This window comes from Streptosporangiales bacterium (assembly GCA_009379955.1).
In the GTDB taxonomy this organism is placed as follows: Bacteria; Actinomycetota; Actinomycetes; order Streptosporangiales; family WHST01; genus WHST01.
Window position 1 is genome coordinate 1 of record WHST01000044.1, and the last position, 17,588, is coordinate 17,588.

The window sequence follows — 17,588 nt, forward strand, 5'->3', positions numbered from 1 at the left end:
CCGGCCTGACTCTTTACGCCGTCCTCCGCGAACTCCAGGCCCTACTCGGCGTCTGGACCGGCGCTTGCCGTCTCTGCCTGCAACCCGTCCTGCCACGCCCACCCACCCCCGCAGACTCGACATAACAAAGTACTACTAGGTCACCCGGCGCGGCGCTCGTAGCGCGCGCGGGCGAGGTGGTGGGCCTTTCCGAGCAGCTCTCGGGTCGACCCGTCGGTACGCCGGCCGGGGTTCACCACCGCGAGCCAGCCGAGGGAGCCGTAGACGGGATGGGCGATGACAGCGTCGACGGCACCGGTGTCGACGGTGTCATCGGTTCGTGCGCGCGGCACGTGGCCTGTCCAGCGAACGAAGGACTCCTTCCCGGCGGCGACGTTGACGCGGAACGCGGCCGGGCGGTCCAGGCCCGACGTCTCGTCGCCCGGGTAGTTCTTCGTCACGATCGTCGCGAACGGCTGAGTCGCTTCCGGCATGACGCCATCGGGAGCGTAGTAGAAGAACGTGTCGCCCCAGCTGACCTCGGGTGAGCCGTCGCCGGGCCCCGGCCTGACGATCAGCACTCCGTCGAGGGCTGCCACGAAGTCGATGATCTCGTCGATGGTCATGCACTCCAGCGTTTCATTAAGGTGCTTGTGGAGACTTCGGGTCCGCGGACGGGAGCGTCAGGGGTGTCGACTCTCAACTCGTCGACCATGCGCACGGTCGACGTCGCGCGACGCGCCGGGTACTCCGTACAGCAGGTGCGCAACCTCGAGCGCGACGGGGTGCTGCCGACGGCGACGCGCACGGCAGCGGGCTACCGCAGGTACGAGGAGATCCACCTGCGTTCCGCGCAGGCCTACCGGGCGCTGGCAGCCGGCGCGGGCCCGGTCGAGGCCAAGCGGATCGTTCGAGCGGTACACGAGTGCCCGGCGCCTGAGGTACTTGCCCTCCTCGACGCGGCACACGCCCGACTCGACCGCGAGCGAACGGACCTCGCACTCGCCGTGCGGGCCGCCGAGGCGATCACCGCGGAGCCGATCGACGACGTACGCGCGCGGGACTCGATGAGCGTGTCCGAGCTCGCCGCCGCGCTCGGCGTGCGCACATCGACGTTGCGGCACTGGGACGCCGAGGGACTGGTCGTTCCCGACCGCGTCTCGACGCGGGGAACGCGACAGTACGCACCCGCCGACGTCAGGGACGCGCGGATCGTCCACCAGCTACGCGGTGCCGGGTACCGAATCGACACCCTCCGGGCCCTGATGCCGGACCTCCCGCGCGGGCACCGGTCGGGGGACGTCGCAGCCGCGCTGGCGGCCCGGGACGCGAGCATCGCGGCCCGCTCCCATGCCCTTCTCGACGCCGCCGCCGCCCTCAGTGCCGTAATCGCGCTCGGGGCGAATCCGCCTCGGTGACGTCGCCGCCGTGCGTGCGGCGTGAGACCCAGGACGCCGCGACCGGCAGCTGCCTTGCCGCTCGGACCTCCCGGGCGCGTGACACCGGCAGCAGCGGTCTGCCCACCGGCAGGAACCGGTCAGGCAGGGCCGCCTCGGCCCGCACGATGATCCGCAGCACCACACCGCCCGCGACGACACCTCCGACGAGGTCGGTCACCCAGTGCCAGCCGAGGACGAATGACGTGAACACCGCGTTGAGCGTGATCAGAGCCGCGCAGAAGCCCAGCAACGTGACGAGCCGCCTCGACGCCGAGCTGTACTTCGCGATGAGGCACACGGCGAGGCCGTAGAAGATCACGGACTCCGCGGCGTGCCCGGAGGGATAGCTGATGCCGTGCCAACCCTGGCTGAAGAGGCCGCCCTGGAAGAACGACGGGTCGTTCAGCTGCGGCGCCGGCCGGGCGAACCCGATCTTCATCAGCCCGATGACGCCGAGGAACCCGACCTCCGCCGCGAAACCGGCGAGGATCGGCCGCCAGGAGCGTCGCCGCCACGCCAGCGGGATCGCGACCGCGGCGAGGACGGGAAGGACGACGGCCTGACCGGCGATGCGGTCGAGGACCTCCTGGAAGAACGGGCGCAGGGACGGCGCGTACCACCGGATCCACTGGAAGTCCAGTAGCTTGTCGAGCTCGCGCAGCGGGCCGCTGGCGAGCACGGTGACGACGACGAACGCCACCACGAGCACGGGCAACGAGGCCGCGCGACCAGCGAGCCGCCGCAGCCGTGAGGGCCTCGCATCGGCGCCGGGCGAGTCCGCCGTCTGGCTGATCTCGCTATCGACCGAGTGCGCTTCGACTACCGACATGAGACCTCAGGGTAAACGCCCACCCGGACCGCGCTTGCAGGTCACCCCCACTTTCGTGCTCACGAGGCGATAACGACCTCGTCCGAGCGGCATGTTCAGGGCCGGGATGGTGCGAAATATGCGTAGATAGGCGCTTCTTCGTTCAACCGGATGCGCGGCCAGCCGGCCACACCGTCGGGTGGTCGCTCGCCGAACAGCACCGTCACGAACCGGGCGTCCTCCCGCTGCGCTCTGCGCTGGTCCCGCCGGAACTCCCGTTGCCAGTTCGCGCTGGCCAGCGCCGAGAGGTTGTCGCCGGCCTCGCAGCCGAGGGCGTAGGCGAGGGCCGGTGCCTGGTAGCCGGAGACGACACAGGGCGGCGAGATGCCGTGCTCGCCGATGCGCTCCGCGTAGCCCTGCCGCGCCTGCCGTACCGCCAGGGAGCCGGGCGCCCTGTCGAACGCGGCGACCACCTGGACGCCGGTGTACAGGAGGACCGCGATGGCTGCCGCACCCGCGACCACGTTCCTCCTGCTGCCGACCGACGACCTGACGAGCCGCACCAGCGCCGCGGCGGCCACCACGACGAGCACGCACTGTGCGGGCAGCAGGTACCGGTCGGAGGCGTACGAGAGCAGCAGGAAGTACGGAAGGATGAGCCCGGCGGACGCGACCAGTGTCAGCACCCAGACGGGCCTCGGCCAGCCCCCGCACACGCCACGGACGACCGCGACCGTCACCACCACCGCGGCCGCCCACCCCACGCCGAGGGCGAGCGTCGGCAGCGGCGCCGTGGCGGCCTGGGCCGCGATGCTCGCCGCCCACTGGGACACGAGCGGGTCGCTCCCGGCGTCGGTGATGGTCTGCATGCCCGCCAGCCGCGTGACCGGACCGCCGAAGCGCACGAGCGCCTCGACCAGCCAGGCGACGCCGCCGATGCCGAGCCCGGCCAGCACCGCGACCGGCGGCCCCACCCGCCGCCACCGACGTACCACGACACACGCGGCGAACAGCGGAACGGCGAGGAACACGGCATCGGTCGGCCGCACGAGCGACATCAATCCGAGCGAGCCCGCCACGCCGACCAGCGCCCGCCACTCCCCTGCCCCCTCCACCGCGCGCACGAAGAACGCGACGGTGGCGACGGCCGTGAGGGCGGTGTACAGGTTCGGCAGGGCGAGGTGGGCGATCAGGAGAACCTCGCTCGAGAAGGCGAACAGCAGGGCCGCGAGCGGCGCGACGCGCGCGTCCACCGCCAGCCAGGGCCGGAACGCCAGGAAGAGGCCGAGAGCGCTCACCACGGTCAGGTAGCCACGGATCACGGTGAACGAGGACGTCACGGCCGTGACGGGTGCGAGCAGGAACGCCATGCCGGGTGCGCGATGCGGCGACGGCGTGAGGTCCGGTGCGTGCTGCGAGAACTGGCTGACGTAGACGACCTCGTCCCAGCTCTGGAACACGTCGAGCGGGATGAGCGCCACCTGCGTCACGGCGAACCCGGCCGCGACGACGGCGAGCCAGAAGACGCCCGAGCGTCGCGTCACCCACGCCAAGGCACCCATCGACATGCCCCAGATCATGCCCCCGGCGCGAATGATCATGTTTAGTGGGTGAAGCCGTCGTTCCCACGGCGCATGCGCCGTGGGCAGGACGTACTCACCGTGGGAAGTGGACGCGAAGACCTGGAGGGACGCCCCATGCCCAGCGGAGACGACGCCGCCCGTTGGTCGGGAGCGCGGTCATGAGTGGCGGGCAGCGCCGGCTGCTGTTCGAGGTGTCCGCACCAGTGCGCGCCACGCTCGACGAGCTGCACGGCCTGATCGACGAGGGCTGGCTCGGGCGTGCGCTCGGCTGGGGCGAGATGCCTCCCGACGACGGACCGGGGGCAGGACGCGGAGTCGCCCACGCCCCGGGGATGCTCGGCATGCAGGGCGGCTGGTGGTACCGGGGCGAGTACACGGCCGAGCAGACGGGATCCGAGGTGCGGCTGGTGCACCGCGTCTTCAATGTCGCCCGGCAGGGACGCTGGGCGGTGGCACTGGCCAACCGCTTCTTCGTCGGCTATCGCGTGGCCCTGCAGGACGGCGTCGACGACCTGGCACGACAGGCCGACGAGCACCTCGCCGCCCAGGGGAACGGCCGGGAGGGGACGCGGCGCGAAGGAGAATCTTGACCCCCGTCGCGCGCAACCGCGATACTCCTCTCCATCAGCAGTCGGAGTTCCGAGGGGACCCGGAGCTCCAGGTCATGTCGCTCCTATGACCGGACGTGTCCCCGTGGAACCCAGACAGCGCAGGCTCGCAGGCAGCTCGACCAGGCCGGTGCGGACGTGGGTGTCGCTCACGGCAGCGGTGGCCCTCGCCGTCTCGGGGTTCGCGCTGCAGGCACCCCCGAGCGTCAGCGCGCAGACGACGGCTCCGTGGGACGGCAACCCCCTCTCGGCCGGGCTCGGACCCACGTACGGCGAGGAATGGTGCGAGCCACCGGCCGCCGGGTCGAGCATCGCGGACCAGCAGGGTCCGCCCCTCGCCCTCATGCCCGGCGCCGCCGTCAGGTGCACACTGGACCGGTTCACGACGGAGGCACGCCGGGCCGGCGTCCCGGACCGGATGTCGTACTCGGTCATCGGGAGGTCCGTCCAGGACCGCGACCTGTACGGCGTCGTGGTCAACGCCAGCGAGACGCCGCAGCAGCGACGCGACTACCGGCGCTGGGTCCAGCTGCGCTCGGTCATGACGACCGACCCGAAGCGTGCGCAGTCGCTGCTCGCCGACTGGGGCCCTGACGTCAAGATCCCGATCGTCGTCGAGGCCAACATCCACGGGAACGAGGAGGAGGGCACCGACGCGGCGATGCAGGTGATCCGCGACCTCGTGACGACACCGCGCGGCACCGACCCGATGGTCGACACCCTCCTCGACCACGCGTTCCTCGTCGTGCACCCCACGATCAATCCGGACGGCCGGTACGCCGGCACGCGCGCGAACGCCAACGGCTTCGACATGAACCGGGATCTCCTCGTACAGGGGCAGCCGGAGATACGCGCGAGCATCACGAACATGCTGAAGTGGCTGCCACCCGTCGGGCTCACCATGCACGGGTACACGAACATGATCCAGTCGATGACCAAGCCACACAACCCGGGCTACGAGTACGACCTCATCCTCAAGTGGAACCAGCGGCGGGTCGACGAGAACGACAAGGACCTCACCGCGATCGGCATGGACGTCATCCGTCAGGTCAACGACTGGAACGCGAACGCCGAGTCCGAGCCGCCGCCGGTCGGGCCCGCCTACGCCGAGGGTTGGGACGACTGGGGGCCGTTCTACACCGCGGGCCACGCGTCCACCTGGGCCGTCGACATCCAGACCGTGGAGATGTGCGACAGCGGTCCCGGTTGCGACGGGCGGTTCGGCTCGAAGCGCATGCAGTACGTGGCGTTCTACTCCTCCGCCCGGTTCTGGACCGCGCACCGCAACGCCCTGCTGAACGACCAGGTCGAGATGTTCCGCAGGGGTCTCGCCGACGCCGAGCGTGTCGACTGCTGTGACGACCCGCTCGTCGCCGACCGCGGCTTCACCGAGGCCGAGCACAACTGGACGGTCGAGTACCCCAAGGCCTACGTGATCCCGTTCGACCGCGCGCCGGCGGGACGCTCGCGCGGTCACGACGCCCAGCGAAGCGACGCCGAGGCCAACCGGCTGACCCGGTGGCTGCTCGACAACGGGGTCCGCGTCACCGAGACGACGAGGGACTTCGAGTGGGGCGACACGACGTTCCCCGCACGTTCCTACGTCGTGTGGATGGACCAGCCGCTACGCGGGCTGGCGCTCACCACGCTCGGCGCGGGCCAGGACATCTCGGACCGCATCGCGCGCCTCTACGCGCCGCCCGGCGCCTGGAGCCCCGGTCACATCTGGGGCGCGGACGTCGTCGAGATCCCCCGCGGGGACTCCACGTTCGACCCGCGCACCGTCCGCGTGTCCTCGACGAACCGGCTGACCGGCGGCGTCCGCGGCGGTGGTCACGCCGACTGGTACGCGGTGACACCGCGTGGACCGTCGGAGGTGCGCGCCGTCCTCGACGTACTGCGCGACGGCGTGGACGGCGGAGTGGCCGAGGAGGAGTTCACCAGCGCGAGCGCGGGGACCATGCCGGCCGGGTCGCTGATCTTCCCGAGTGGGCACAAGGCGGTCACGGCACTGCGGGCCGCGGGCATGAAAGCCGGCTTCTACTTCGAGCGCGGGAAGGGCAATAAGCCGGAGACGTCGAACCTGTCCGGCGTGCCGCGCATCGCGGTGCTCGTGGACAGCGCGGCCCCCGCCATGAATGACACGCTCTGGTCGCTGCAGCGGATCTTCGGCGACGACGCCGAGTTCGTGTCCGTCGCGGCCGGCGACGACTCGCTCCAGAACGCTCCGGACGACCCGCTGCGCGACTTCGACGTCGTCTACAACGCCGGCCAGAACTACCCGGCGGCGGAGAACGACACCGCCCGCACCCGGCTGCAGGCGTTCTTCGAGCGGGGCGGCGGGTACATCGGCACGAGCCAGTCGGCGAACAACTTCGCCTTCCTCAACAACGCCGACCCCGCGCTGATCGACGGAGCCCTGACGCAAGCAAGCCAGCCGGCCGGCGGCGGTATCGCCCGCTGGGCCAACACCGGGTCCGGCGGACCACTCACCGGGGGCTACCCGAGTGAGGACTTCCTCTACCTGCCGACGAACGTCACGTACTTCTCGTCGGTGCCGGCCGCCGCCACGGTCGACGGGCGCTACCTCGACGACACCACCGACATGTTCGTCGCCGGCCTGTGGCGCGACCGGCAGGAGGAGGCGGCGGGAGCGCCGGTGATCGCGCACGGGCAGACCACCGCAGGGAGCCGCTATGTCGCCTTCGCGACGAACCCGTTCTCCCGCGGCGACGCGGAGCGTGAGTGGACGCTGATGGGCCAGGCCGCCTTCTGGTCCGACCTGACCGACGAGTAGGGACGCGGGACGTACGCTTGTCGGGTGGATGAGCGCGACGTGCTACGCGACCTCGGTACGGCCATTCGGAGCTGGGCGGACGAGGGGGTCGGCGTCGTCCGGGTGCTCGACCGGCATGGGTTCGGCACGGTCGAGGCAGGGCAGCTGCTCGCCGGCACCGGCGGCGGCGATGTCGCCGGGCGCCTGTTGCGCGGCGCGGTCGACACCGTCGCGATCCCGCTGACCGCGTCCGCGGCCTCGGCACCGGGCACGACGCGCACCGACGTCACCGAGGACGCCGCCGTCGCCGCCGGCCTCGGGTGCGCCGGCCACGCCCACCTGCTCGCGCATCCCCTGCCACGCGACCGGGCGGCGGCACTGGGCGACGCCCTGGAGGCGGGGTATCCGGTGGCGCTCGCGAGCACCGTCGACGGCGGTCGACAGCTCGTCGTCTCGTGGACGCCGGGCGAGGAGCGCCACGGCACCCTCGGTGCGGCGGAGGTCGACGACGCGGCCTGCCAGGCCGCGGAACGCCTGCTGCGTCGCGGTGCCACCGCGACCGACCGGCTCACCGCCGCGGGCGTCGACGTGCTGCTCGACATCTGGGTCCCGGTGCCGACGGTCCTCGTGGTGGGCGCGGGAGCCATCGGTGATGCGCTGGTCGCGCAGGCGCACGTGCTCGGCTGGCACGCTCGCGTCGTGACGGCTCTCGCGGACGCCCGCGACGCCGTCGCCGCGTTCTCCCACGCCGACGTCCTGGTGCTGCTCGACCACTCACCCGACTTCGACGCCCTGCTGGTCGACGGCGTCGGTCACGGTCGCGGGTTCCTCGGCGCGCTCGGCTCGCGCACCACCCAGGCCACCCGCCGGGAACGCCTGCTCGCCACCGGGTTGACCGCCGACGACCTCACCGCGCTGCACGCCCCGGTCGGGCTCGACCTCGGCGCACGCTCCCCCGCCGAGACGGCGGTGTCCGTCGTCGCCGAGGTGATCGCGTCGCGATCGGGGCGCGCTGCCCGTCCGCTCGCCTCGACCGGCGGCCAGATCGGCAGCTGACCCGGACCATCCCGCTGTGTCACCGGCACCTCGATGTCGCCATGACAGCAGCGAGGTGCCCTTCACACGAGGCTCGCGCCGCCTCCTTCGCCAGCTTCGAGGAAGGCAAGGATCGCGGTGGTGACCTCGGCGGGGTACTGCGCATGAGCGTAGTGGCCCGCGCCCTCGATCATCTCGAGCGAGCCGAGACCTTCGGGCATGCCCGCCACGACGGCCGCACCCTCGGCCCCGGGGTCGGCCCAGTCGGGGTCGAGCGTGCCCTCGATGACCAGAGCGGGGCACACGATGTCGGCGAGCTCGGCACCGGCATCGGTGGGCGCGGACATGCCCATCCTGCTGACGACGGCCATCCGGCCCGGCCTGCGCAGGTCAACGTCGAGAGCGGCGACATGGTCGGCGAAACCGGTGGGCTTCGTCCCCGGGTAGGCATGGTCGAGGTAGCGCTTCCACAGTCCGAGGCTGCGCAGCACGCCGGTACCCATGAGCAGGGCCATGCCCTTCCGGTAGCGGGCGTTGGACACCAGAGCACCCAGCTCGATCTTCTGCGGGCGGGTGAAGGGGCTGATCTCGACGATGGCGGTGACGAGCTCGGGTCTCCGCGCCGCCGCGATGGTGGCGGAGCCGCCGGCGAACGAGTGACCCACGATGACGGCAGGGCCGCCGAGGTCGTCGATCACGGCGAGCAGGTCGCCTGCCGTGTCGGTGCGCGTGTAGGACGCCCAGCCAGTACTGGACTCGCCGTGACCACGCAGATCCGTGCTGGCGACCCGGAATCCGCCCGTCGCGAGTCGGGCGGCAACGTCGCGATAGGCCGCCCTGTTGTCGCCCATGCCGTGGGCGAGCACGATCAGCGGGCCGTCGCCGGTCACGTCGTACGCGAGCTGTCCGCCGTCGATCGTCAGGAACTCGGTCATGATTCTCCTCGGGTTCAGTAGCCGCCGACACCGCCCGCGCCGCTCCCCGTCGAGCCGGTCCCGCCGACGTCCAGCTGGCCGTCCGGCCGGTCACGTCCGCCGCCCTGACTCCCACCGCCCCGCGTCCCGCCGCCCGACCGCCCCCCGACGAGCTCGTGGACGAGCATCACCACCAACGGCCACGCCACGAAGCCGAGGAACGGGAGACCGACGAACAGGAGGGTGCGACCGGCGCTCTTCTTGCCGCCGGGTGTCTCGACTCTCTGTCCCGCGAACGAGCCCGTCACGGAGACACCCTCGTCGCTCGGGACGGACGTCTTGACGACCGTCACATGTCGCGACCCGTGCATCCGCGCCGCACAGGGCGTGTCGCGCTCGCTCCAGGTGCACGCGACACCGGACATCGCGACGTCGCTGGTCACCGTCGCCTCCAACCGGTCGACCCGGCCGGGCCAGGACGGCGACACGGCGTCCAGCACGAACCCGTGGCCGAATCCCGGCGTGCGCATGCGGTACTCGAACGCGAACCGCTGCCGGCCGGTCCAGCCACCCTCGGGTGCGGCCACCCGCACGACCATGTGCCGGTCACCGAGCACACCGCGCTCGTTGCGCTCACGCACGCTCGTGCGCGCGCCGGCGGGTGCGTCGACCTCGATCCCGGACGTGCCGCGCCCGACGGCCGACCTGTCGTACGACTCCAGCAGGCTCCTGGTGAATCCCCGCGCCGGTCGGCTGCCGAAGTCGTACTCGAACACCTCGCGTACCGAGGCGACGCCGTTCGCACCGACATGCATCGAGACCGCGAGCCGTTCCACGTGCTCGCCGGGACGGGCGGGCCGTTCCCGCAACGGCTCAAGCCCGGGCGGGAGGAAGCCGAAGCACAGCATTCCCGCGACGTAGTAGGCGATCAGGAGGGAGACGACGACCACCGCCTTGCGGAGGTCGCGCCGCCGCTCGGCGCGTTCACGCGCGATGCGTGCCTCGAGCCGTGCACGTGCGGCGCGACCCGGCGCCCTGGCCAACAGTTCTCGTTCACGGCGGCGCCTGGCCGACGTGTACGTGGATCCGCCGCGTTTCCGTCCGGGCGGCGAAGTGGCGCCGGGCCGACGTGCCGGCCCAACGTCGTTGTCGCCCACCTCTCCAGTATGACCAGCAGCCAGGGTCCATGGTCGGTCCGACCAATCCACTTAGGGTAGCCTTACCTCAATTTCCCTGGTGAGAGCGGGTCGTGGTGGCCGAGTCGGCGGTCGAGGCACGTGCGGGTGACGGTGCCCGGCCGGCCGCGGCTCGGAACGTGGCTCGTGGCGCCGGCCTCCTGGCCGCGCTCGGCGTCCTGACCGCGTTGAGCGTGCTGGGCGTCTGGGTCGGGTCCGACCCGGTGCCCCTGCGGGCCGTGTGGGAGACCGTGGTCCGTTACGACGACACGAACGCCGACCAGCTGATCGTCGCCACCATGCGACTGCCCAGGATCGTCGTGGGTCTGCTCGCGGGCGCCGCGCTCGGACTCGCCGGCGCCGTCATGCAGGGCCTGGCGCGCAACCCACTGGCCGATCCGGGAATCCTGGGCGTGAATGCGGGCGCGTCGCTGGCGATGATGTGCGGCATCGGCGTGTTCGACGTCACCACGTTCGACGGCTACCTGTGGTTCGGCTTCGCCGGCGCGGCGCTCGCCGCCCTGCTCGTGCACCGGGTCGCATCGCTCGGCGGGAGCGGTGCGACGCCGGTCAAGCTCGTCCTGGCCGGCGCGGCCGTCAGCACCGCGTTCGGTTCGCTGACCACGGCCGTCCTGCTCACCCGCACCGAGGTCTTCGACCAGTTCCGGTTCTGGCAGGTCGGCTCGCTGGCCAACCGGAGTCTCGGCCTGTCCGCGCAGGCCGTGCCGTTCCTCGTCGTCGGTGGGCTGCTGGCCCTGATCAGCCGTCGGCTGCTCAACGTGCTCGCCCTCGGCGACGACGTGGCCCGCGGGCTCGGCGTGAACCTCGGCGTGGCGCAGGGCATCGCCGCGGTCGCCGTCGTCCTCCTCTGCGGCACGGCCACGGCGATCGCCGGGCCGCTCGCCTTCGTCGGCCTCGCCGTGCCACATGCGGCACGGCTGATCGCCGGGCCGGACTATCGCTGGATCCTGCCCTACTCGGCGGTGCTCGCTCCTGCGCTCCTCCTGTCCGCCGACGTCATCGGTCGGGTCGTCGCGCCACCCGGCGAGGTCCAGGTGGGCGTGGTCACCGCGGTCGTCGGCGCGCCCGTCCTCGTCCTCCTGGTGCGACGCGGGAAGCTGGTCCGGTCGTGACCGCCACGCGTCGACGAGACGACGAGCGGTCGGCCACGGACGTCGTCGCCGCCGTACGCCACGGGGACCTGGCCAGGTCCCGGACCGTGGTCCTGGCCCTGACGGGGATCGTGCTCGCACTGCTCGCCGTGGCACTCCTCGCAGGGAGTGTGTCGGTCACCGTGACGGACGTGTGGCTCGCGTTCCTCGGTCGCGGCGCACCGTCGGTGGAGTACATCGTGCGGGAGGTGCGCGAGCCGCGGGCGCTGACCGGGGTGCTGGCCGGGGCGGCGTTCGGCCTGTCCGGTGGGATCTTCCAGAGCCTCATCCGCAACCCGCTGGCGAGTCCCGACATCCTCGGCATCACGATGGGCGCCAGCGTCGCGGCCGTGATGTGCCTCCTGGTCGTCGGTGGGTCGGGCGTCGCCGTGACGGTCAGCGCTCTGTGCGGAGCCTTCGGCACCGCCTTCCTCATCTACCTGCTGGCCTGGCGCCGAGGGGTCAGCGGTCATCGGCTGGTGATCGTCGGCATCGGGGTGTCCGCGGTGCTCTCGAGCGTCGTGTCGTACGTGATGACCCGCTCGCAGGTGCGCGACGCGCAGCAGGCACTGGTCTGGCTGACCGGGAGCCTCGCCGCACGGACCTGGACCGACGTGCGACCCCTGGTCCTGGCGCTGGTCGTGCTGGTGCCGGCCGCGCTGGTGCTCGCCGCCGCGCTACGGCCCCTGCAGTTCGGTGACGAGACCGCCAGAGGGCTCGGCGTCGGGGTCGAACGGAGCAGGCTGGGGCTGGTCCTCGTCGCCGTCGCGCTCGCGGCCTTCGCCACCGCGGCCGCCGGCCCGGTCGCCTTCGTCGCGTTCATGTCCGCCCCCGTCGCGCGACGGCTGGTCGGCAGAGGCGGGCCGGCCCTGGTGCCGGCGGCCCTGGTCGGCGCGGTCGTCCTGCTCGGCTCGGACCTCGTGGCTCAACGGGTGCTCGGCGCCGTCACGCTCCCCGTCGGCGTGGTCACCGGCGTACTCGGCGCCCCCTATCTCCTGTGGCTGGTCGCCACCACCCACCGGATCGGATCCACCGGATGAACGGCCGTCGCGAAGGTCCCGGCGAACTCGAGATCGACGAGGTGTCGCTCGGCTACGAAGGCCGTCCCGTGGTCGACCGGCTGTCGGCGGGGATCCCGCGCGGGCGACTCGTCGCCATCGTCGGCCCGAACGCCTGCGGGAAGTCGACCCTCCTCCGTGGCATGGCCCGGTTGCTCACGCCGTCCTCCGGTGCGGTGCTCCTGGACGGCCGGGCCATCAGCACCATGCCGACCAGGCAGGTGGCGACGAGGCTCGGGATCCTGCCGCAGCATCCGGTCGCACCCGAGAGCGTGACGGTCACCGACCTGGTCGGTCAGGGACGGCACCCCTACCGCGGCTGGCTGCGGCGCTGGAGCCCGGCCGACGACGCGGCGGTGGCCGACGCCATGCGGGCCACCGACACGCTGGCACTGGCCGACCGCCTCGTCGACCAGCTGTCCGGTGGCCAGCGGCAGCGGGCCTGGATCGCGATGGCACTCGCGCAGCACACCGGCATCTTGTTGCTGGACGAGCCGACCACCTACCTCGACGTCACCCATCAGATCGAGATCCTCGACCTGCTCACCGACCTGAACCGCGCGAGCGGCGCCACGATCGTCATGGTGCTGCACGACCTCAACCTCGCGTGCCGGTACGCCGACCACCTGCTCGTCATGAAGGACGGCGGGATCGTGTCGACCGGCCGGCCGGCCGACGTGATCACCGAACGGCTGGTGGCCGAGGTGTTCGCACTGGACAGTCAGGTCATCACCGATCCGGTCTCCGGCGGCCCTCTCGTCGTCCCCTTCGGTCGCCATCACGGCGGCTCTCCCGACCCCACCGATGCCTTCGCACCCCCGAGCCCGAACCATGGAACGAGGTCAGAGTGACTGCACCGACGATCACCAGAGAACCCACCCGACGCCCTCTCCCGGAGCGGCTCGTGCCGTACGACGCCGTCGACCGGCGCGGCTTCCTCGCCGGCGGCGCCGGACTCGCCACGATCACGCTGCTCGGCGCCTGCGGCGAGTCCGACGACGGCGGCAGTCGAGCGACCGAGCGGCAGGTACGGACCGACAAGGGTCGGGTCGGCGTGCCGGTCAAGGTCGCGCGGGTCGCCTGCGCGGACTTCTTCGGCGCCTTCGCGGTGATCGACCTCGGCCTCGTGCCGGTCGCCGTGTCGGGCTCCGGCTACCAGGACACCGGACCGACGTACGCACCCAAGCTCGCCAAGGTGCCGACCGTCGGTGACTTCACGACACCGGACCCGGAGAAGGTCGCCGGGACGAACCCCGACCTCATCCTCCGAACCATCGACACCGCGGACGCCCTCTACCGGCAGCTGACCGGCATCGCACCGACCGTCGTGGTCAGCTTCCAGCGGCTCAGCCTCACCGAGGTGACCAGCAGGGTCGGCGACGTGCTCGGCCGCAAGACCGAGGCCGACGCGCTGCTCGCCACCTACCGGAAGCGGTACGGGGAGATCAAGACCAAGCACGCCGACGTCCTCGACAGCCACACGTTCACCTTCGCCCAGACGGCCTCCGACTCCACGTTCTGGACGCTGGGAGAGAAGTGGACCGACACCAAGGTGCTGGTGGACTGCGGGGTCCGATTGGCCGAGCCGTCGGCGTCACAGAAGGACCCCACCCAGGAGTACTCGATGGAGCGCATCGGAGTCCTGGAGCGGTCCGACGTCCTCGTGATCCCGGCAGGCCCGGACGGTGTCACCGAGGCACCCGACAACAAGCCGTTGACCCGTAACGCGTTGTGGCGCCGCCTGCCGGCGGTGCGCGCGGGTCAGGTCTATCCCGTGCCGTCCGGCGCGGCGTCACTCGGCACCGCGCTCGAGCTGATCACCCGTCTCGACACGGTGCTGACCGATGTCGCCGCGACCGCGGGTGGGTGAGCGATGCCGCGTACCAACATCGCCGCGACCAGGATCAAGCCGGCGGACGCCGAGCTGCTCACGCTCCAGGTCGTGCGGCGCGAACGGATCTCGCCGCACTTCGCCCGCGTGACGCTCGGCGGCGGTGACATCGAGCGATTCGTCGCCATGGGGTTCGATCAGTGGTTCCGGCTGTTCATCCCCGTGGCCGAGGACTCGCTGGCGCGACTGCCGCGCAAGCTCGACACGCTGGCCTATCTGAAGTATCTCGCGATCGCGAAGACGTCGCGTCCGGTCCTTCGCAACTATTCGGTACGGACGTACCGGCCGGACGGACCGGCGGGGCCGGAGCTCGATGTCGATTTCGTGCTGCACGGTTCCCCGGCCGACGGCACGGCCGGCCCGGCCGCGGAGTGGGCCGAGACCTGCACGGTCGGCGACACGGTCGCGATCCTCGACGAGGGCATCGGGTTCAACCCGCCCCCGGAGCTGCGGCACGTGCTCCTCGTGGCGGACGAGTCCGGGCTGCCTGCGGCCGCGGCGATCCTCGCCTCCCTGCCCTCCGACACCACCGGTCACGCGATCATCGAGATCCCCGACGCCGACGACGCGCAACCGGTCGAGGGCCCCGACGGCGTACGCGTGGAGTGGGTGGTGCGAGAGGACGCCCACGCCGTCCCCGGTCGTGCCGCACTGGCGTGCGCCGAGGCGCTCACGCCGACCGAGCCGTTCTACGGCTGGGTGGTGGGCGAGCAGACGCTCCCCGTCTCCCTCCGCAGGCACTGGATCAGGGCGGGCGTACCGAAGGAGAACATCATGTTCTGCGGCTACTGGAAAAACGGGCGCAGACACTGATCCGGCGCGTCACGATGACGTGGCTCGCTCTAACCAATCGTGGCGGCGCCGTCGCACGCCTCGATCAGGTACAGCCCGTCCCTCACCTCGGTCACCGAGTCGACCCGCAGCCCGGCGCGTTCGGCGAGAGCGGCGAACTCGTGGCGACTGCGTTCGCCACCGCCGAACATGGTGTACATCTGCAGGTCGAACGCGAGATCGTGGTCGTCGTCGACGCGAGGGATGCGTTCCACCAGCACGACGCGCCCGCCGGCGACCCGGCGGAGGATGGCGACCGCCTCGGCGTCGGGCCAGTCCGCGATGCTGGCCGACGGATTCGGCCTGGACGCCCACGTCTTCGCGGATCCGCACGACCACCTGCCGACCGTCGTCCCCGTGCGCCGACACACGTGACCGCCGTGCGCCATCTCCGCAGACTCAACCGGTGTGTCGGCGCAGATCGCTCGTGAGGCGCCGGAGCTGCAGCGCCACCTCGATCTCGAGCATCCGGGGTCGGTCCTGCCATCCCTCTCCCAGCAGCTGGGTGATGCGGTCGAGGCGTTGCCTGAACGTGTTCACGTGCAGGGACGCGAGGCGTGCCGCACGCGACAGGTTGCGGTTGCTCTCGAGATAGGCGTCGAGAGTCGACAGCAGCTCGGTCCCGCGTCGGTCGTCGACGTCGATCACCGGACCCAGTACCGACCGGACGAACTGTGCGCTGTCCGGCTCCGACGCCATGAGAAGGCCCGCGACACCGAGGTCCGACACACTCGCCCCCTCCCCGACCACACCGAGTCGACCCAGCACCTCCAGGCAGCGAAGCGCCTGCGAGTACGCGGTCCCGATCTCGACCGGACCGACGGCCGGACCCGCGCCGCCCGCCGTCACCTTCCGGCCGGTCGCCGATCCCACCTCGGCCGAGGTGGCCCTGGCCGCATTCCCGGGATCCGGGTCCGGAAGCAGGAAGACGAACCTGCCGCCGTGCTTCCCGACGAGACCGTTGCGCGCCTTCGCCCAGCGTGCGACCTCGTGCGAGATGTCCCGGTCCGTGTCGGAGTCGATCACCACGACCGAGTGCCGCTCGTCCGTATCGACGCCGACGACGAGGGCCCGCTCCCGGAGGGTCGTCGCGTTCTGGCCGCCCGAGGAGATCAGATCGTCCACGAGATCCCGGTGGATGCGGTTCTCCGTCTCGGCCACCACCTGGCGGATCATGAGCAGCAGCGCGAGCACCATCGCACCGCGTTCGAGTATCAGGACGTCGGTCTCGGACAGCTCCTCGGTCGACTCGAGGACGATCCCTCCCGCCCGATCGGATGCGGGCGGCGCCATGGCGACATAGAGACCGTCATGCCGGTAGGCACGCCCGGAGCCGTCCTGGCGTTCGAGCGCGCCGACGACCGCCTCGGGCACGGTGCCGGCGTGCGGGCTGTTCGACGATGCCAGGAGGTCTCCTCGTCCGTCGACGATCAGGAGAGGGACGTCTCGCAGAGACGCCGACAGCGTCGCCGCGAGATCCGACAGGTCGCCGCCACGGAGAATGAGGTTGGTGAGCTTCACGTGTGTCTCCGCCGCGAGCGCGACCGACTGACTGTTCTCGTAGATGATCGTGTTCGCACGGTTCAGCTCGGCGAGAGCGCTCTGCATCTGGTCGAAGAGTCTCGCGTTCTCGTATGCCACGGCAGCGTGCGCTCCCAGGGAGCTCGCGAAGGCCACCTCCCCGGCCGTGAAGACGCGGGCCGACCGCTCCGCGACGTACAGCACGCCGGTCACGACGTCACCGATCAGGAGCGGAACTCCGAGCAGCGAGACGATTCCTTCGTCCCTGACGGCATCGTCGAGTGCGGGCGTGTGCCGGAAGTGCTCCTCGGCGAAGTAGTCCGATGTCGAGACCGGCGTCCTGGTCTGGCCCACCAGACCGCCCAACCCGTCTCCGAGAGGCATCTGGGTCCCCTGGAACCTCGTCGAGACGGACCCGATCGTGATCCGGTGGTAGTACCTGTCATCGCTGTTCTCGTCGATCAGGTCCAGGTACGCGACGTCGACGCGGAGCATGCTCTTCGCACGGCTGACGATCGTGTGCAGCAGCTCATCGAGATCACGTACGGACGCGAGGTCCATCGCGGTCTCCAGCAGCGCCAGCGACTCCTGCTCGCGTCGCCTTCTACGTTCCAGTGCCGAGAGCACCGGACCCGAGACCGCCACCATCTCGTCGATCAGCTTCGCCTCGCTCTCCCCGTCGGCGGCCGAGAGAGCCGACTCACGGAGTCGGGCGAGCTCGTCGGCGGGCGCCTCGCGCGCAAGCAGCCGCAGGATCGCTCGCGCTGTGCGGACCACGAGTGGGTCGTCGTCCGATTGGGCTGTCATCGGTCCACCCCC

General features: G+C 71.2%; 16 protein-coding genes. 8 read left to right on the forward strand and 8 right to left on the reverse strand.

Going from position 1 to position 17,588, the window contains the following annotated elements:
• Positions 1-140: 140 nt before the first annotated feature.
• A complete protein-coding gene (locus GEV10_14785; GenBank protein MQA79721.1) occupies positions 141-605 on the reverse strand; it encodes a hypothetical protein in 465 nt (154 codons plus the stop codon).
• A 63-nt stretch (positions 606-668) separates the two neighbouring features.
• Between GEV10_14785 and GEV10_14790 the strand changes: the two genes are divergently transcribed.
• The gene (locus GEV10_14790) at positions 669-1,397 is read left to right on the forward strand and encodes a MerR family transcriptional regulator (GenBank protein MQA79722.1); all 729 of its coding nucleotides are present in this window, start codon (positions 669-671) and stop codon (positions 1,395-1,397) included.
• Here the strand turns inward: GEV10_14790 and GEV10_14795 are convergent.
• The 3 genes from GEV10_14795 to GEV10_14805 form a co-directional block, all read right to left on the reverse strand.
• Entirely contained in the window at positions 1,357-2,247 is an 891-nt protein-coding gene (locus GEV10_14795; protein MQA79723.1) for a phosphatase PAP2 family protein, read from the reverse strand. The two genes, GEV10_14790 and GEV10_14795, sit on opposite strands and share 41 nt — an antisense overlap.
• 95 nt (positions 2,248-2,342) lie before the next feature.
• Positions 2,343-3,827 (reverse strand): hypothetical protein, encoded by a 1,485-nt coding sequence (locus GEV10_14800; protein ID MQA79724.1) that lies wholly within the window; start codon positions 3,825-3,827, stop codon positions 2,343-2,345.
• A gap of 402 nt (positions 3,828-4,229) precedes the next feature.
• The gene (locus GEV10_14805) at positions 4,230-4,415 is read right to left on the reverse strand and encodes a hypothetical protein (GenBank protein ID MQA79725.1); all 186 of its coding nucleotides are present in this window, start codon (positions 4,413-4,415) and stop codon (positions 4,230-4,232) included.
• Positions 4,416-4,484: 69 nt separating this feature from the next.
• Between GEV10_14805 and GEV10_14810 the strand changes: the two genes are divergently transcribed.
• Positions 4,485-7,214, forward strand: a complete 2,730-nt coding sequence (locus GEV10_14810; protein ID MQA79726.1) for a hypothetical protein — start codon at positions 4,485-4,487, stop codon at positions 7,212-7,214.
• A gap of 39 nt (positions 7,215-7,253) precedes the next feature.
• Positions 7,254-8,249: a hypothetical protein gene (locus tag GEV10_14815; protein ID MQA79727.1), complete on the forward strand. Its 996-nt coding sequence runs from the start codon at positions 7,254-7,256 to the stop codon at positions 8,247-8,249.
• Between the two features lie 62 nt (positions 8,250-8,311).
• On the opposite strand, the gene GEV10_14820 is transcribed toward GEV10_14815, so the two are convergent.
• Positions 8,312-9,163 carry an alpha/beta fold hydrolase gene (locus GEV10_14820; GenBank protein MQA79728.1) on the reverse strand — a complete coding sequence of 284 codons (852 nt, stop codon included), beginning with the start codon at positions 9,161-9,163 and terminating at the stop codon, positions 8,312-8,314.
• 14 nt (positions 9,164-9,177) lie between these two features.
• A complete protein-coding gene (locus GEV10_14825) occupies positions 9,178-10,185 on the reverse strand; it encodes a hypothetical protein (protein ID MQA79729.1) in 1,008 nt (335 codons plus the stop codon).
• A gap of 293 nt (positions 10,186-10,478) precedes the next feature.
• On the opposite strand from GEV10_14825, the gene GEV10_14830 reads away from it, so the two are divergent.
• The 5 genes from GEV10_14830 (at position 10,479) to GEV10_14850 (ending at position 15,230) form a co-directional block, all read left to right on the forward strand.
• A complete protein-coding gene (locus GEV10_14830) occupies positions 10,479-11,450 on the forward strand; it encodes an iron chelate uptake ABC transporter family permease subunit (protein MQA79730.1) in 972 nt (323 codons plus the stop codon).
• 68 nt (positions 11,451-11,518) lie between these two features.
• Positions 11,519-12,508: an iron chelate uptake ABC transporter family permease subunit gene (locus GEV10_14835; GenBank protein MQA79731.1), complete on the forward strand. Its 990-nt coding sequence runs from the start codon at positions 11,519-11,521 to the stop codon at positions 12,506-12,508.
• Positions 12,505-13,377, forward strand: a complete 873-nt coding sequence (locus tag GEV10_14840) for an ATP-binding cassette domain-containing protein (GenBank protein ID MQA79732.1) — start codon at positions 12,505-12,507, stop codon at positions 13,375-13,377. The genes GEV10_14835 and GEV10_14840 overlap by 4 nt, the downstream gene beginning before the upstream one ends.
• Complete coding sequence (locus GEV10_14845; GenBank protein ID MQA79733.1) at positions 13,374-14,396, forward strand: ABC transporter substrate-binding protein; 1,023 nt, start codon at positions 13,374-13,376, stop codon at positions 14,394-14,396. The genes GEV10_14840 and GEV10_14845 overlap by 4 nt, the downstream gene beginning before the upstream one ends.
• A gap of 18 nt (positions 14,397-14,414) precedes the next feature.
• A complete protein-coding gene (locus GEV10_14850; protein MQA79734.1) occupies positions 14,415-15,230 on the forward strand; it encodes a siderophore-interacting protein in 816 nt (271 codons plus the stop codon).
• 29 nt (positions 15,231-15,259) lie between these two features.
• On the opposite strand, the gene GEV10_14855 is transcribed toward GEV10_14850, so the two are convergent.
• Together GEV10_14855 and GEV10_14860 are read right to left on the reverse strand one after the other, a co-directional pair.
• Positions 15,260-15,637 (reverse strand): hypothetical protein, encoded by a 378-nt coding sequence (locus GEV10_14855; GenBank protein ID MQA79735.1) that lies wholly within the window; start codon positions 15,635-15,637, stop codon positions 15,260-15,262.
• A gap of 10 nt (positions 15,638-15,647) precedes the next feature.
• On the reverse strand, positions 15,648-17,576 hold the full coding sequence (locus tag GEV10_14860) for a GAF domain-containing protein (GenBank protein ID MQA79736.1): 1,929 nt from the start codon (positions 17,574-17,576) through the stop codon (positions 15,648-15,650).
• Positions 17,577-17,588 lie beyond the last annotated feature (12 nt).

Coding starts and splice junctions, on each gene's coding strand:
- GEV10_14785 (MQA79721.1), bottom strand. CDS start 605: ATGACCATCGACGAGATCATCGACTTCGTGGCAGCCCTCGACGGAGTG.
- GEV10_14795 (MQA79723.1), bottom strand. CDS start 2,247: ATGTCGGTAGTCGAAGCGCACTCGGTCGATAGCGAGATCAGCCAGACG.
- GEV10_14800 (MQA79724.1), bottom strand. CDS start 3,827: ATGATCATTCGCGCCGGGGGCATGATCTGGGGCATGTCGATGGGTGCC.
- GEV10_14810 (MQA79726.1), top strand. CDS start 4,485: ATGACCGGACGTGTCCCCGTGGAACCCAGACAGCGCAGGCTCGCAGGC.
- GEV10_14820 (MQA79728.1), bottom strand. CDS start 9,163: ATGACCGAGTTCCTGACGATCGACGGCGGACAGCTCGCGTACGACGTG.
- GEV10_14840 (MQA79732.1), top strand. CDS start 12,505: ATGAACGGCCGTCGCGAAGGTCCCGGCGAACTCGAGATCGACGAGGTG.
- GEV10_14855 (MQA79735.1), bottom strand. CDS start 15,637: ATGGCGCACGGCGGTCACGTGTGTCGGCGCACGGGGACGACGGTCGGC.
- GEV10_14860 (MQA79736.1), bottom strand. CDS start 17,576: ATGACAGCCCAATCGGACGACGACCCACTCGTGGTCCGCACAGCGCGA.